Genomic DNA, 13,789 nt, shown 5'->3' on the forward strand with positions numbered 1-13,789 from the left:
GCAGAAACCGGCGTCTTGTTAAGGGCGGTGTGAACTGAATTGCAACCACCCATTTGTATCGGGTGCAATCTTGCACCCTGATAGAGAAAAAGCCGCCCTTGGGGGCGGCTTTTGCAATTTTGTTACCGGTCCGGCGTCAGATCAAAGGGGCTTGTCCCCAGATATAGACTGCGAAGAACAGGAACAGCCAGACAACGTCAACAAAGTGCCAGTACCAGGCCGCGGCCTCGAAACCAACGTGCTTTTCCGGCGTGAAATCACCCTTCAGTGCCCGGATCAAACAGACCGACAAGAAGATGGTGCCGATAATCACGTGGAAGCCGTGAAAGCCGGTTGCCATGAAGAAGTTCGAATAGAACTGATCACCACCGAATTTCCAGCCCTCATGGGCCAGCAATTCGTAGTACTCAAAGCCCTGCAGAGCGGTAAAGGCGATGCCCAAAACGATACCGATAGCGAGGCCGTTGATCAGCGCCTTGCGGTCATTGTCATGCACCAGCGCGTGGTGCGCCCAGGTGATGGCACAGCCCGAAAGCAGCAGGACCAGCGTGTTGATCAGCGGCAAGTGGAACGGGTCAACCGCGTGGATATCCGGCTGGATGTACTCGGTGCCCGCATAGTCGTACATCGGGTACATGCGGTGTTTGAAGAACGACCAGAACCAGGCGAAGAAGAACATCACCTCGGACATCACGAACAGGATGAACCCATAGCGCAGGCCAATGCGCACGACCGGCGTGTGATCGCCTACACGGCTTTCGGCCACCACTTCGGACCACCAGGCGAACATGGTGTAAAGAACCGCGACAAGACCGGCCCAGAACATGTAGGAGGTGACGCCGTGCATCCAGAGGACGGCTCCGAACAACATCACAAAGCCGCCCGCAGCGCCGATCAGTGGCCAGATCGAAGGGGTCAGAATGTGGTAATCATGATTTTTTGCGTGTGCCATCAGCGTCCCTCACCTACAGGCGTTAGTTCTTGTTTGTATCACCCTGAACATCAAGGGCGGCATAGCCCTCGGGCAGGTCAATTTCGTAGAATGTATACGACAGAGTGATCGTATGCACATATTTGGCTTCCAGATCCTCGACCATTTCGGGATCGACGAAAAAGCTCACCGGCATCTGAACCCGTTCTCCGGGTTGCAACACCTGTTCTTCAAAACAGAAACAGGCGATCTTCTGGAAATACCCACCGGCCGAATAAGGCGCAACGTTGTAAGACGCCTGACCGGCAATTGGGCGGTCCGTGGGGTTATATGCCTCATAGAAGGCCAGGCCCGTTTCGCCGATGCGGATTTCCATCTGGCGCTCGACCGGCTTAAATTCCCAGGCCATGTCTTTCGCCTTTGAGGCGTCAAAGCGAACGGTAACAGTGCGCTCAAGGATGTCCTCTGGCGCGGCTTCAGCCACTCCGGTTGTGCCGCCATACCCGGTGACCCGGCAAAACCAGTCGTAAAACGGCACCGAAGCCCAGGCGAGGCTGCCCATCAGAACAACAACGCCGACGGTTTGCACGACGGTTTTTTGCGGCCCTGTGAGCGCCATCAGTTCTGCACCTCTTGCATGGCCCTGTTAAAATCGGTCCCTGAGACTTTGACGATCGTCAGCCCAAAGATCAGCACGATGAATGCAGCAAGCGTCAGGCCAACCCCCAGATTTCGGCTGAACCGACGTTGATGCAACTCATGGCTTTTGCGCAGGCTCATGCCCAGCCTCCCAGCCCGTAAGGCTTCAGCAGTGCTTCGGCAAGGATCGCGCCGAAATGCAGGAAAAGATACAGCAGCGAGAGCTTGAAAAAGCCACGCTCAACTTTGAAGTTATCAGCCTCGGAGTCATCCTCGGTCCGACGCGAGATTGCCCATGCTCCGCGCAGGAACAACGCGTTCAGTACAATAGCGACGGTCAGATAGACCGGACCGCCGATTGCCGAAAAGCCGGTTCCAATCGCAAGCGCTGCCAGCAGAACGGTGTAGACCAGAATATGCCAGCGCGTCGCCCGCCGACCATGGGTTACCGTCAACATTGGCACACCCGCATCGTCGTAATCCGACCGCATAAACAGGGCCAGCGCCCAGAAATGCGGCGGCGTCCACATGAAGGTGAGGGCAAACATCAGCCAAGGTTCGACGGACATGGATCCGGTTGCAGCGACCCAGCCGATAACCGGCGGGAAAGCCCCAGCTGCGCCGCCAATCACGATGTTCTGTGGCGTCGAGCGCTTGAGCCACATCGTGTAGACAACGACATAGAAGAAGATGGTGAAGCCCAGAAAGGCTCCGGCGAACCAGTTGGTTGCAAGACCCAACATGATCACCGACAGGCCGGACAGTGCCAGGCCCAAGGCCATCGCTTCGCCCTCTTGTACCTTGCCCGACGGTATGGGGCGACCTTTGGTGCGCTTCATAACGCGGTCGATATCTGCATCCCACCACATGTTCAGCGCGCCGGATGCGCCACCTCCGATGGCAATGAACAATATCGCGCAGAACCCAACGAACGGATGTACCGGTACCGGCGCTGCCAGCAGACCAACAAGCGCCGTGAATACAACCAGCGACATCACGCGCGGCTTCAGCAGGGCGAAGTAATCGCCAAAGCTGGCCTCATTCGCATACGCTTGGGCGGTCGTTTGGCTTGCATTGATGCTTGCGTCGCTCATCTCGGGTCCTTTTGGGGCGAAGGCTGTGCGATCTCTCGCACAGCCTGCATCTTGTAGCAGGCGGGACGCATCCCGCCCTTACTGAAATCAGTTCGAAGCGACCTGATAGTTCTGCGGCAGGCCCGCATACTCGTCGATCGCACCTTTCAGCCACGCGTCATACGCCTCTTGGCTGACAACTTTGACAGTGATCGGCATATAGGCATGGTCTTTGCCGCACAGTTCCGAACACTGGCCGAAATAGATGCCTTCCTTTTCGGCCTCAAACCACAGCTCAGCCAGGCGTCCGGGTACACCGTCCTGCTTCACACCGAAGGACGGAATGGTCCAGGAATGGATCACGTCGGACGCAGTAACTTGCATCACGATGACCTTTCCAACCGGGACAACTACCGCTGTGTCGGTGGCCAGCAGCCACTCATCGTCGCTATACCCTGCGTCTGCCAGCTTGGCCCGCATCGCGTCATCCAGGACAAACGCCGTCACGTCCGCATCGGCGGGGCGGGTACCTTCGTCCAACGTGGCCGGATGGCCAAGCAGATAGCTGTCGAATGCAAAATCGTGATCGACATACTCATATGTCCAATACCACTGGTTGCCGACAACCTTGATAACGACATCACCTTCGGGAATTTCCTGCTGCTTGAACAGAACCGGCAGAGAGAAAGCACCGATGAATACTAGAATCAGAATCGGACCCAACGTCCAGACGATCTCGACCGGAGTATAGTGCGAGAATCGCGCCGGGGTCGGGTTGACGCGTTGGTTATAACGCATGATGCAGTAAATCAGCAGGCCCGCAACGAATATGCAGATCGCGGTAATAATCACCAGAATCATATTATCCAGGCGATGAATCCCCTCGGCAAGGCTTGTGGCTGCGGGCTGGAATCCTATGCCGCCGTCAACCGGCTGACCGATAATCTCAAGCTCCTGAGCCATGGCGGGAAGGCTGGAGAGGGCTGTCATAAGCCCCGAAAGCTTCAAAGCGTTCTTCATTTTCTGTCCTGATCGTTTGATCTTTGCGTCCCTGGCGAAAAGGTGTGAATCGGCCACACCTCACCCGTTGTCTTTGGCCGCGTTAAAAACCATATTCCTGCGGGTAGATAAAGCAAAATGCTTGCGTCAAACAGACGCTATTTTTGATCTGGATCAAACTCGAAAGGTCCCAAGAGATGCCCAACGACCCGTTTCGCCCGTTTGAAAGCGCTCTTCCACATGACGAAGCGCTTGCAGTACTGCAATCCGCCACCGCCGGGGCCGAGGACGGAGAACTGTACGTTGAACGCCGGAAATCCGAGTCTCTGGTCTTTGATGACGGGCGCTTGCGCACCGCTTCTTATGACGCGTCCGAAGGTTTCGGCCTGCGCGCCGTACAGGGCGAAGTGGCAGGCTATGCGCATTCAACGGACGTCTCGATTCCTGCCCTGAAACGGGCCGCCGAGACCGCGCGGCTGGCGGTCGGTGATGGTGGCGGAACGCTAGCTGATGCCCCCCGGGCCACCAACAAGCGCCTCTATACAGACGAAGACCCGATCGAATCTGCCAGTTTTCCCGTCAAGATCGAAACATTGCGCGAGATTGACGCCTTTGCCCGTGATCTTGATCCGCGTGTAGTACAGGTCAGTGCTACTATTGCTGCTGCGGTGCAGGAGGTTGAGATTCTTCGCCCTGACGGCATTCTGGTCCGCGATGTCCGCCCCATGACCCGGTTGAATATCTCGGTCATCGTGGAACAGAACGGCCGTCGTGAGAGCGGCTCGACCGGTGGAGGTGGCCGGATCGGCCTGGACGGGCTGATCGACCCAACCGACTGGCAGGATAAAGCCCGCGAGGCCCTTCGCATCGCCATGGTCAACCTCGAGGCTGTTCCCGCCCCTGCGGGCGTGATGGAGGTCGCACTGGGCCCTGGCTGGCCTGGCATCTTGCTGCACGAAGCAATTGGCCACGGCCTTGAAGGGGATTTCAACCGCAAGGGCAGTTCCGCCTTTGCCGGGCTGATGGGTCAACAGATCGCCTCCAAAGGCGTCACGGTCGTTGATGACGGCACAATCGCCGACCGGCGCGGATCAATCAGCGTCGATGATGAGGGCACACCCAGTTCGCGCACGGTGCTGATCGAAGACGGCATCCTGACCGGATATATGCAGGATCGCCAGAACGCCCGTCTGATGGGTGTTGCGCCAACCGGGAATGGGCGGCGTCAAAGCTATGCCCATAAACCAATGCCACGGATGACAAATACAATCATGCTGGGTGGCGATGCCGATCCCGCCGCTTTGGTAGCCGATATAAAGGATGGCATCTGGGCCGTAGGCTTTGGCGGCGGTCAGGTGGATATCACCAACGGCAAATTTGTGTTTTCCTGTACCGAGGCATACCGGGTTGAAAACGGCAAAATCGGCGCGCCGGTCAAAGGGGCAACATTGATTGGCGATGGCCCCTCTGCCCTCAAACGCGTTCGCGGGTTGGGCAACGACATGGCCTTGGATCCGGGAATGGGCACGTGTGGCAAGGATGGCCAATGGGTGCCCGTGGGCGTCGGTCAACCTACGGTCCTGATGGATGGGCTGACGATTGGAGGATCGGCGGCCTAAGTAGAATCGGTCACTGCTTCCAAAGCGCAGGGTTAACGCCCCGCTTTGGATATGCATTGATACTTTGCGGAGAGGCGTTTTCCGACTTCCGACTCGGCTGTATTTTTTGCCGTTGTTTTTCAACAACCTACGCAACTGAGACAACCGAGACTCGAAATATATCCGGAAAATTTGACGGGATTCACACGCTGTTAACCCTGGCAGCCGTAAACCAGTTCTGCAATCAGACGGAGCAACGGATGACCGAAGAGCAGCTTTCTTCCAATCACCCCACACTCCCACCCACCACGGAAGAGGATCGGTTTTCCTGGCTTCGTCTGTTGCGTTCTCGCAAAGTGGGCCCGGCGACGTTTCGGCGGCTGCTTCGCGAACATGGCTCGGCGCAGAATGCGCTGGCCGCGCTGCCGGAAATGGCACGCGCTGCCGGAATAGAAGGGTATGAAATCTGCCCGCCCGGCGTGATTGAGGCGGAACTCAAGGCCGCAAAAGCTGCCAATGCGCGGCTTTTGTGCCTAGGGTCCGCCGATTTCCCATCCGCTTTACATGATCTGAATGATGCTCCGCCAATGTTGTGGGCAATCGGTGACACCTCTCTTTTACAGCGCCCCTCGGTCGCTATGGTCGGTGCCCGCAACTGCTCATCTCTGGGCGCGCGAATGGCGCGCGGATTGGCGACCGATCTGGGAAAACAGGGTTATGTGATCGTTTCTGGCCTGGCCCGCGGGATTGATACCGCGGCGCACCTAGCCACGGTTGAAACAGGCACCATCGCCGTTATGGCGGGGGGGGTCGACGTGGTTTACCCTGCTGAAAATACCGATCTTGCCGCTGAAATCGCAGGTTCCGGGCTGCGCGTCTCGGAGCAACCCATGGGCGTCACGCCACAGGCGCGCCATTTCCCGCGTCGCAACCGGATCATCTCGGGCCTGGCAAAGGCCGTTATTGTGGTCGAAGCCGCCGCCAAATCCGGCAGCCTGATTACAGCGCGCGACGCCTTGGACCAGGGGCGCGATGTTCTGGCTGTGCCCGGACACCCGTTTGACGCGCGTGCGGCTGGCTGCAACCTGCTGATCCGCGACGGTGCTACTTTGATAAGGTCTGCAGAAGATGTGATCGAAGCGCTACCGCAGCAAGCGAACCTATTCGAACCCCAGCAAATGCTCCAAAAGAATTTACCCCGCACACCATGCTCAACCAATGACCTGGAACGCCTAATTCTGACCCGGCTCGGCCCCTCTCCTATCGCCGAAGACCAGTTGATCCGCGATGTTGAGGCAACGGCGGGTGAAATTGCCCCGGTTTTGGTCGATCTGGAACTGGACGGACGTATTCAACGCCAACCCGGCGGTCTTCTGTCATTGACCGCCTGAGTGTTGGATATCCAATCTTACACATGTATCCCATTGAAATCGCGTATAAATCCTTGCCTTCAAAGGAACGCATTGACAATTCGCTCTTGCCCTACACATCTTGCACACTCATAGAAGGCGCCAATTCCGTCGAGCGAGGTTTCCCCTTAAATGCCTGTAGTTGTTGTAGAATCCCCTGCCAAGGCCAAAACAATCAATAAATATCTTGGCCCGGACTACACGGTTCTGGCGTCTTACGGCCATGTTCGAGATTTGCCGCCCAAAGATGGCTCGGTCGATACCGAGGATGAGTTTGCGATGAAATGGGAGGTCGGGAACGACAGCCGCAAACATGTCAAAGCCATCGCCGACGCGCTGAAAGAAGACAACGCCCTGATCCTCGCCACCGACCCCGATCGTGAGGGTGAAGCGATCAGTTGGCATTTGCAGGAAGCACTGACCAAACGCCGGTCGATCAAAAAGGATACGCCTGTCAGCCGGGTGACCTTCAACGCCATCACTAAGGACGCAGTGACCGAGGCAATGCGAAACCCCCGTCAGGTGGACATGCCACTTGTCGAGGCCTATCTGGCCCGCCGTGCGCTGGATTATCTTGTTGGGTTCAACCTGTCGCCCGTCTTGTGGCGCAAACTGCCTGGTGCAAAATCCGCAGGCCGCGTGCAGTCTGTCTGCCTGCGCCTGATCGTCGAGAGAGAGATGGAAATCGAGGCGTTCAAACCGGTGGAATACTGGTCGGTGCGCGCCCTGTTCGAAACACCCCGTGGTCAGACCTATGAGGCACGCCTGGTCACACTAGCCGGTAAAAAGCTGGACAAGCACGATCTGTCCAACTCAACCCAGGCCGAACTGGCGGTGCAGGCGATCACCAGCCGCGCGCTCAGTGTCACTTCGGTCGAGGCGAAACCCGCCGCTCGAAATCCCAGCGCACCCTTCATGACCTCGACCCTGCAGCAAGAGGCCAGCCGCAAGTTCGGCATGGGTGCGCGTCACGCGATGCAAGTGGCACAGCGCTTGTATGAGGCCGGCTACATTACCTATATGCGAACCGATGGCATCGACATGGCCCCCGAGGCCGTGGCGGCTACGCGCGAGACCATCGCCGACCGCTATGGCGCGGAATATGTGCCGGACAGCCCTCGCATCTATAAGAACAAGGCAAAGAACGCGCAGGAAGCCCACGAATGCATCCGGCCTACGGATATGACCCGCGATGCCAAAGCGCTGAAGGTAACGGACGACGATCAGCGCAAGCTCTATGACCTGATCTGGAAACGCACCATTGCCTGCCAGATGGCCGCTGCCCGGCTGGAACGCACAACTGTCGAAATCGGAAGCGAAGATGGGCAGGTTGGCCTGCGCGCGACCGGTCAGGTGGTGATGTTTGACGGGTTCATGCGTGTCTATGAAGAAGGCCGCGATGATGTCGCCGATGAGGATGACAAACGCCTGCCCCAGATCATGCAGGGCGACCCTGCACGGTTCTCTAAAACCACGTTGCGGGATCAGTTCACCAAAGCGACAAGCGCTGGCACGGACCGGGCCGCGAAAGAGGCCATTCTGTCAGACAATGAATCAGTTCTGGCACTGCAACATCACACTCAACCGCCGCCGCGCTATACCGAGGCGACGTTGGTCAAGCGGATGGAAGAGTTGGGGATCGGGCGACCGTCGACCTATGCCTCGATTGTCACAACGATTCAGGACCGGGAATATGTACGCAAGGACAAGAACCGGCTGATCCCCGAAGAAAAGGGGCGGATCGTCACGATTTTTCTGCTGAACTTCTTCCGTCAGTATGTCGGTTATGAATTCACCGCCAATCTGGAAGAACAGCTGGACGATGTGAGTGCAGGTGATCGGGACTATAAGGATCTGTTGGGCAAATTCTGGCGCGACTTCTCGGCCGCGATTGGCGAGACATCGGAACTGCGCATTTCCGAAGTGCTGGACAAACTGGACGAAGCACTGGCACCGCAGCTCTATCCGCCACGCGAGGATGGATCTGACCCGCGTGTCTGTCCGAAATGCGGCGCAGGCCAGTTGCACCTGAAAACTTCACGCACTGGCGGGTTCGTCGGCTGCGGCAACTATCCCGAATGCACCTATACCCGTCCTATCGCCGGTGAAGGTGCCGAGGGTGAAGAGCGCCTGCTGGGTGAAGATTCGGGTGATGATATCTGGCTGAAGACCGGCCGGTTCGGACCTTATGTTCAACGTGGAGAGCCAACGCCCGAGAACAAGAAACCTCCGCGCGCCTCGCTGCCACGTGGCTGGAGCAAGGATGATATGGATCTGGACAAGGCGCTGACATTGCTATCCCTGCCCCGCCAGATTGGTGAGCACCCCGAGGGCGGTATGATCAGCTCGAATTTCGGGCGGTTCGGACCATATCTGATGCACCAGCTGGCGGACGAGGCCAAACCGGTTTACGCAAACCTCAAAGACCCCAATGACGTGTTCGAGATCGGCATGAACCGCGCGGTCGAATTGCTTGCTGAAAAGCGCTCCAATCCGGGGCGCGGACGCCGGGCTGCGGCCAAAGCGCTGAAAGAACTGGGGGAACATCCCGATGGTGGCGCCATGCAGGTTCTGGATGGGCGCTATGGTCCATATGTGAAGTGGGAAAAGGTCAACGCGACCATTCCCAAAGACATCAAACCCGAGGACGTAACGCAGGAAATGGCCATCGAACTGGTCAATGAGCGCGCGGCCCTCAAAGGGACCAAGAAAAAGGCGGCGCCCAAGAAAAAAGCCGCCAAGAAGACAACCAAGAAGGCCGGTTAGGTAGAAATACCACCCTTCGCCCGGTTTCATTGACTTCCCCGTGACGTGACGGCACAACCTGCCCAACACCATCTCATTGGGGGAGTTTTCCATGAAGAAAATCTATGCCAATGCCAACGAAGCGCTCGATGGCGTGCTTTCGGATGGCATGTTGATCGCCGCCGGCGGGTTTGGCCTGTGCGGGATTCCCGAGCTTCTGCTTGAGGCAATCAAGACCTCGGGTGCCAAAGACCTGACCTTTGCCTCGAACAATGCGGGCGTGGACGATTTCGGTATCGGTATCCTGCTGCAAACGAAGCAGGTCAAAAAGATGATCAGTTCATATGTGGGCGAAAACGCCGAATTCATGCGTCAGTACCTCAGCGGTGAGCTTGAACTGGAATTCAACCCTCAAGGCACCCTGGCCGAACGGATGCGCGCAGGTGGTGCCGGGATCCCGGGTTTCTACACAAAAACGGGCGTAGGCACTGTTATTGCCGATGGGAAAGAACACAAAGACTTCAACGACGAGACCTATATTCTCGAAGAAGGTATTTTTGCAGATCTGGCGATTATCAAGGCGTGGAAAGCCGACGACACCGGCAATCTGGTGTTCCGCAAGACCGCCCGAAACTTCAACGTGCCCGCCGCCACTTGCGGCAAGATCTGTGTGGTCGAAGTTGAAGAGATCGTGCCCCGTGGCTCTTTGGATCCGGACACAATCCACCTGCCCGGCATCTATGTGCACCGCATCATTCAGGGCAATCACGAAAAGCGCATCGAACAGCGCACCACCCGCAAGAAGGAGGACGCATAATGCCCTGGGACCGGAATCAGATGGCCGCCCGCGCGGCGCAAGAGCTGGAAGACGGCATGTATGTAAACCTCGGCATCGGTATCCCGACGCTGGTGGCAAATTATGTTGGCGACAAGGATATCACCCTGCAATCCGAAAACGGAATGCTTGGTATGGGTCCCTTTCCTTTCGAGGGCGACGAAGACCCGGACCTGATCAACGCAGGCAAGCAGACGATCACCGAACTTTCTCGGACTGCTTATTTCGACAGCGCTACGTCTTTCGCCATGATCCGGGGCGGCAAAATCGCCGCGGCAATCCTGGGTGCCATGGAAGTGGATGAAAAAGGCGATCTGGCCAACTGGATGATTCCCGGCAAGCTGGTCAAAGGCATGGGCGGCGCGATGGATTTGGTTGCAGGCGTCGGACGTGTGATCGTGGTTATGGATCACACCAACAAACACGGTGAATCGAAAGTGCTGAAAGAGTGCACCCTGCCGCTGACCGGCAAGGGTGTTGTGGATCGCATCATCACCAATTTTGGAGTTCTGGATGTGGTCGATGGCGGCCTGAAGATCGTAGAGCTCGCAGATGGTGTCAGCGAAGATGAGATGCGCGCCGCGACACAGGCGACGATTGTCGACTGATCAATTCACCTAATGGCAAGGCCCACTTCAGTGTGGGCCTTGGTCAATTAAGAGCCTGAAACACGCACCCGTCAGAAATCAACTCGGGCGGTGTCGAACACAGCGCTCGCGCCACCTGAAAAGCCGCGAGAACCTTGGGCACATAATCCCGTGTTTCCGCATAAGGCGGTACACCACCATGTTTGCGAACCGCACCCTCGCCCGCATTATATCCGGCCAGGACCAGGATCGGGTCGTTTCCAAACTCTTCCATCAGCCAGTTCAGGTATTTCACTCCGCCCGAGATGTTCTGCCCCGGGTGAAGGCTGTCCTCGACCCCAAATCGTTTCGCGGTCGCGGGCATAAGCTGCATCAGCCCCTGCGCTCCGGCCGAACTTTCCGCCTTCTCCCGGCCCGCCGATTCAACCGAGATGACGGCCAGCACCAACGCAGGCGACACATTTGTCCCTACGGTCGAGCGTAAAATGTCGATCCCCTGCCGTTGAGCAATATTCTGAAGCGTCTGCAATCGGGGCGAGGCTACGTTTATGGCGGCAAGCGCATTTATCGAGTCCTGCAAACGACCCGAACTGGCCTCATCTATCCCGGGTGAGATCCTGTCCCAGAACGCTTTATATGACCCGACGGGTTTGTTTTGCGGCGTAATTCCCGGAAGCCCCGGAGGCGTAACACGTGTCCTCGCGATAATCTCAGGAACTACGATCTCAGCCCCTGTGCTGGGCGCCGAAGGTGCTGAGGCATGTTCTGTAGGCGATATCTGAACGGTAATGCGCGGACGTTGGCCGGGTTTAGGTGCTTTGATCCGTTTATATACGCCACGCGGTTCGACTTCGTTGGCGGGGACAGACACAGGTGCGGACACCACTGCCAGCGCCAAGCCGGCGCAAGTTATTGCGTTCCGGAGATTCATTTGCCTGCCTCACGTTCTCTTTTGCGTCAATTTGAACCCCGAATCTGTCTGTAAGGCCAGAAAAACAATGTGAATTGGGGCAATTTCGCCTCATTTGGCGCCATTTTGCATCGGGTTTTATCGGTACTCGTACGGAGGGAATATTTTTATTACTTTAATTTCAATCAGTTAAACGGAAAGCTACCAAAAAGTTAAGCTGAGGCACAAAAATTTGGGGTTTGGCCCAATTCCTGCCACGCCCAACAGGCAAACATAATGCCATACCGAGACGATCGGGAGCGGACTGAGAGACGAAGCTCTGGAAGACGCCGAGGTTCATTAGACTTATTAGATCCTTTAGGAGGGACGTAACATGATCAAGTTCATCAAGAACTTCACCACTGACGAAGACGGCGCCGTAACAGTAGACTGGGTCGTTCTGACCGCAGCTGTTGTTGGCCTGGCCGCTGTTGCTTGGACACAGGTTAGCGACGGTGTCGACGATCTGGCTGGCGACATTGACACCGCCCTGACGGGTGTTGTTGTTACTGCACCTAACGCGGGCCCAACAACCCCGTAATTATTTAGATAGAATTTTGAAGGGGGCTGCGCTCGTCAGATCGCGGCCCCCTTTTTTATAGAAAAAAGACGAGGTCCTGCGATGAAGGGTATTTCAAAATTCTTATCCGGGGAACATGGCGCAATCACCGTTGATTGGGTGGTGCTTACTGCTGCGCTGGTCGGCCTTGGACTTGTCACCGTATTCAATTTGACGGGCGGGGTACAACACGTCGATACCGAGACGGGTCACGCACTTCGCGGTATAGAGGTCTATTCTGCGAATCAGGAACAGGCATCGGAATCAGATTGATCAATCTGGCACTAAGGACACGGGCGTCAAAAAAATACTTCATTGTCCCCCTTTTCGACACAATTCTCCTGTAACCAATAGTCAGTTGAAGTCGTATTCCCTATGACGACTGACATCGCATACAAATAAATGAGGGAACGCGCATGCGTGCAGTATTTGGACTTGTCCTGATTGTTGGGGTGGCTCTGGCAGGAGGAGCTGTTTATATGGCGCGGGACTATATTTCTCAGTATCAGGCGGAATTGGCTAGAGAACGTTTGGCGGCTCAGGAAGCATTGGCAAATGTTAAGTCCGTCCCGACGGTGGACGTTCTGGTTTCGAACCGTGCTCTTAAATATGGTGAGCGTCTGGTCGCCGAAGATGTGCGGATCGTGAAATGGCCTGAGGATGCAATTCCCGAAGGAAGCTTCCTTGAAATGGCCGTCCTGTTTCCAGAGGACGCCAGTGGCGACCGCTTCGTTCTGAGGACCATGGAAAAAGACGAAGCCCTGATGGAGGTCAAAGTAACCAAACCAGGCGAGGCAGCGGGTCTGACATCACGAATCGCGAAAGGTAAGCGCGCATTTGCAATCAGCGTGGACGTTGCCTCGGGCGTATCCGGCTTCCTTCGCCCTGGTGACAGTATCGATGTCTATTGGACCGGTTCATATGGTGGCGGAATCGATGGGTCGCGCGGCGAAATCACCCGCCTGATTCAAACCAGCATTGAGTTGATCGCTGTTGACCAGAGCGCCGGGTCCGATCTGACCGGAGCCACGATCGCGCGCACCGTTACGGTCGCTGCTACTCCGGAACAAATCGCGGCACTGGCTCAGGCTCAGAACACCGGCCGCCTGTCTTTGGCGCTGGTTGGCGTGCAAGACGACACAATCGCAAGCGCGGTCGAAGTTGACCAAAGAAAACTTCTGGGCATTAAAGATGTCGTCCCCGTGGCACCCAAAATCGCGGAAGAGGTCTGTACGGTCAAGACGCGCCGCGGTGCCGAGATCGTCGATACGGGAATAGTAACACCCTGCACAAATTAACAGAAAATCAGTGCGTTACATGACCGGGGCCGCGCGAATTGCGCGGCCCTAATTTGTTCGCATGTTGCGCATTGTCCACATAAGGAAAATTCCAGAAACCATTGATTATTGCAATAAATTCTCAATTCGCGCAGTGTTATCAGACATAAGGCAGTAGCCGCAAAAAA

General features: G+C 56.5%; 14 protein-coding genes. 8 read left to right on the top strand and 6 right to left on the bottom strand.

Annotated features, from left to right (window positions below):
• Nucleotides 1-136: 136 nt before the first annotated feature.
• The 5 genes from AC2FH0_RS19530 to coxB all read right to left on the bottom strand — a co-directional run bounded on the left by AC2FH0_RS19530 (nt 137) and on the right by coxB (nt 3,663).
• Nucleotides 137-952 (bottom strand): cytochrome c oxidase subunit 3, encoded by an 816-nt coding sequence (locus AC2FH0_RS19530; protein WP_142637996.1) that lies wholly within the window; start codon nt 950-952, stop codon nt 137-139.
• A 22-nt stretch (nt 953-974) separates the two neighbouring features.
• On the bottom strand, nt 975-1,550 hold the full coding sequence (locus tag AC2FH0_RS19535; RefSeq protein WP_496703997.1) for a cytochrome c oxidase assembly protein: 576 nt from the start codon (nt 1,548-1,550) through the stop codon (nt 975-977).
• Nucleotides 1,550-1,711 carry a cytochrome c oxidase system small membrane protein gene (locus tag AC2FH0_RS19540; protein WP_185956706.1) on the bottom strand — a complete coding sequence of 54 codons (162 nt, stop codon included), beginning with the start codon at nt 1,709-1,711 and terminating at the stop codon, nt 1,550-1,552. The genes AC2FH0_RS19535 and AC2FH0_RS19540 overlap by 1 nt, the downstream gene beginning before the upstream one ends.
• Complete coding sequence (gene cyoE / locus AC2FH0_RS19545) at nt 1,708-2,664, bottom strand: heme o synthase (RefSeq protein ID WP_496790149.1); 957 nt, start codon at nt 2,662-2,664, stop codon at nt 1,708-1,710. The genes AC2FH0_RS19540 and cyoE overlap by 4 nt, the downstream gene beginning before the upstream one ends.
• Before the next feature lie 87 nt (nt 2,665-2,751).
• Entirely contained in the window at nt 2,752-3,663 is a 912-nt protein-coding gene (gene coxB / locus AC2FH0_RS19550; protein WP_496790150.1) for a cytochrome c oxidase subunit II, read from the bottom strand.
• A 176-nt stretch (nt 3,664-3,839) separates the two neighbouring features.
• Between coxB and tldD the strand changes: the two genes are divergently transcribed.
• From tldD to AC2FH0_RS19575, 5 genes are all read left to right on the top strand, one after another.
• Complete coding sequence (gene tldD / locus AC2FH0_RS19555) at nt 3,840-5,261, top strand: metalloprotease TldD (RefSeq protein WP_142637988.1); 1,422 nt, start codon at nt 3,840-3,842, stop codon at nt 5,259-5,261.
• 239 nt (nt 5,262-5,500) lie between these two features.
• Nucleotides 5,501-6,631 (top strand): DNA-processing protein DprA, encoded by a 1,131-nt coding sequence (dprA, locus tag AC2FH0_RS19560; protein ID WP_271950505.1) that lies wholly within the window; start codon nt 5,501-5,503, stop codon nt 6,629-6,631.
• Nucleotides 6,632-6,781: 150 nt separating this feature from the next.
• Nucleotides 6,782-9,415 carry a type I DNA topoisomerase gene (topA, locus tag AC2FH0_RS19565; protein WP_496790152.1) on the top strand — a complete coding sequence of 878 codons (2,634 nt, stop codon included), beginning with the start codon at nt 6,782-6,784 and terminating at the stop codon, nt 9,413-9,415.
• Between the two features lie 91 nt (nt 9,416-9,506).
• Nucleotides 9,507-10,211, top strand: coding sequence for a CoA transferase subunit A (locus AC2FH0_RS19570; RefSeq protein ID WP_496790154.1), 705 nt, complete (start codon nt 9,507-9,509; stop codon nt 10,209-10,211).
• The gene (locus AC2FH0_RS19575) at nt 10,211-10,837 is read left to right on the top strand and encodes a 3-oxoacid CoA-transferase subunit B (RefSeq protein WP_142637980.1); all 627 of its coding nucleotides are present in this window, start codon (nt 10,211-10,213) and stop codon (nt 10,835-10,837) included. Before AC2FH0_RS19570 ends, AC2FH0_RS19575 begins: the two co-directional genes overlap by 1 nt.
• A 43-nt stretch (nt 10,838-10,880) precedes the next feature.
• On the opposite strand, the gene AC2FH0_RS19580 is transcribed toward AC2FH0_RS19575, so the two are convergent.
• Entirely contained in the window at nt 10,881-11,747 is an 867-nt protein-coding gene (locus AC2FH0_RS19580; protein WP_496692894.1) for a lytic transglycosylase domain-containing protein, read from the bottom strand.
• Nucleotides 11,748-12,099: 352 nt separating this feature from the next.
• On the opposite strand from AC2FH0_RS19580, the gene AC2FH0_RS19585 reads away from it, so the two are divergent.
• From AC2FH0_RS19585 to cpaB, 3 genes are all read left to right on the top strand, one after another.
• A complete protein-coding gene (locus tag AC2FH0_RS19585) occupies nt 12,100-12,306 on the top strand; it encodes a hypothetical protein (RefSeq protein ID WP_142637976.1) in 207 nt (68 codons plus the stop codon).
• An 81-nt stretch (nt 12,307-12,387) separates the two neighbouring features.
• A complete protein-coding gene (locus tag AC2FH0_RS19590) occupies nt 12,388-12,597 on the top strand; it encodes a hypothetical protein (RefSeq protein WP_281973276.1) in 210 nt (69 codons plus the stop codon).
• A 143-nt stretch (nt 12,598-12,740) separates the two neighbouring features.
• Nucleotides 12,741-13,622, top strand: a complete 882-nt coding sequence (gene cpaB, locus AC2FH0_RS19595; protein ID WP_271950513.1) for a Flp pilus assembly protein CpaB — start codon at nt 12,741-12,743, stop codon at nt 13,620-13,622.
• The last annotated feature ends 167 nt before the right edge of the window (nt 13,623-13,789 follow it).

It is taken from the genome of Ruegeria sp. CDSC051 (assembly GCF_059610665.1).

Coding starts and splice junctions, on each gene's coding strand:
- AC2FH0_RS19530 (WP_142637996.1), bottom strand. CDS start 952: ATGGCACACGCAAAAAATCATGATTACCACATTCTGACCCCTTCGATC.
- AC2FH0_RS19535 (WP_496703997.1), bottom strand. CDS start 1,550: ATGGCGCTCACAGGGCCGCAAAAAACCGTCGTGCAAACCGTCGGCGTT.
- cyoE (WP_496790149.1), bottom strand. CDS start 2,664: ATGAGCGACGCAAGCATCAATGCAAGCCAAACGACCGCCCAAGCGTAT.
- AC2FH0_RS19590 (WP_281973276.1), top strand. CDS start 12,388: ATGAAGGGTATTTCAAAATTCTTATCCGGGGAACATGGCGCAATCACC.
- coxB (WP_496790150.1), bottom strand. CDS start 3,663: ATGAAGAACGCTTTGAAGCTTTCGGGGCTTATGACAGCCCTCTCCAGC.
- topA (WP_496790152.1), top strand. CDS start 6,782: ATGCCTGTAGTTGTTGTAGAATCCCCTGCCAAGGCCAAAACAATCAAT.
- AC2FH0_RS19540 (WP_185956706.1), bottom strand. CDS start 1,711: ATGAGCCTGCGCAAAAGCCATGAGTTGCATCAACGTCGGTTCAGCCGA.
- tldD (WP_142637988.1), top strand. CDS start 3,840: ATGCCCAACGACCCGTTTCGCCCGTTTGAAAGCGCTCTTCCACATGAC.
- AC2FH0_RS19575 (WP_142637980.1), top strand. CDS start 10,211: ATGCCCTGGGACCGGAATCAGATGGCCGCCCGCGCGGCGCAAGAGCTG.
- dprA (WP_271950505.1), top strand. CDS start 5,501: ATGACCGAAGAGCAGCTTTCTTCCAATCACCCCACACTCCCACCCACC.
- AC2FH0_RS19580 (WP_496692894.1), bottom strand. CDS start 11,747: ATGAATCTCCGGAACGCAATAACTTGCGCCGGCTTGGCGCTGGCAGTG.
- AC2FH0_RS19585 (WP_142637976.1), top strand. CDS start 12,100: ATGATCAAGTTCATCAAGAACTTCACCACTGACGAAGACGGCGCCGTA.
- AC2FH0_RS19570 (WP_496790154.1), top strand. CDS start 9,507: ATGAAGAAAATCTATGCCAATGCCAACGAAGCGCTCGATGGCGTGCTT.
- cpaB (WP_271950513.1), top strand. CDS start 12,741: ATGCGTGCAGTATTTGGACTTGTCCTGATTGTTGGGGTGGCTCTGGCA.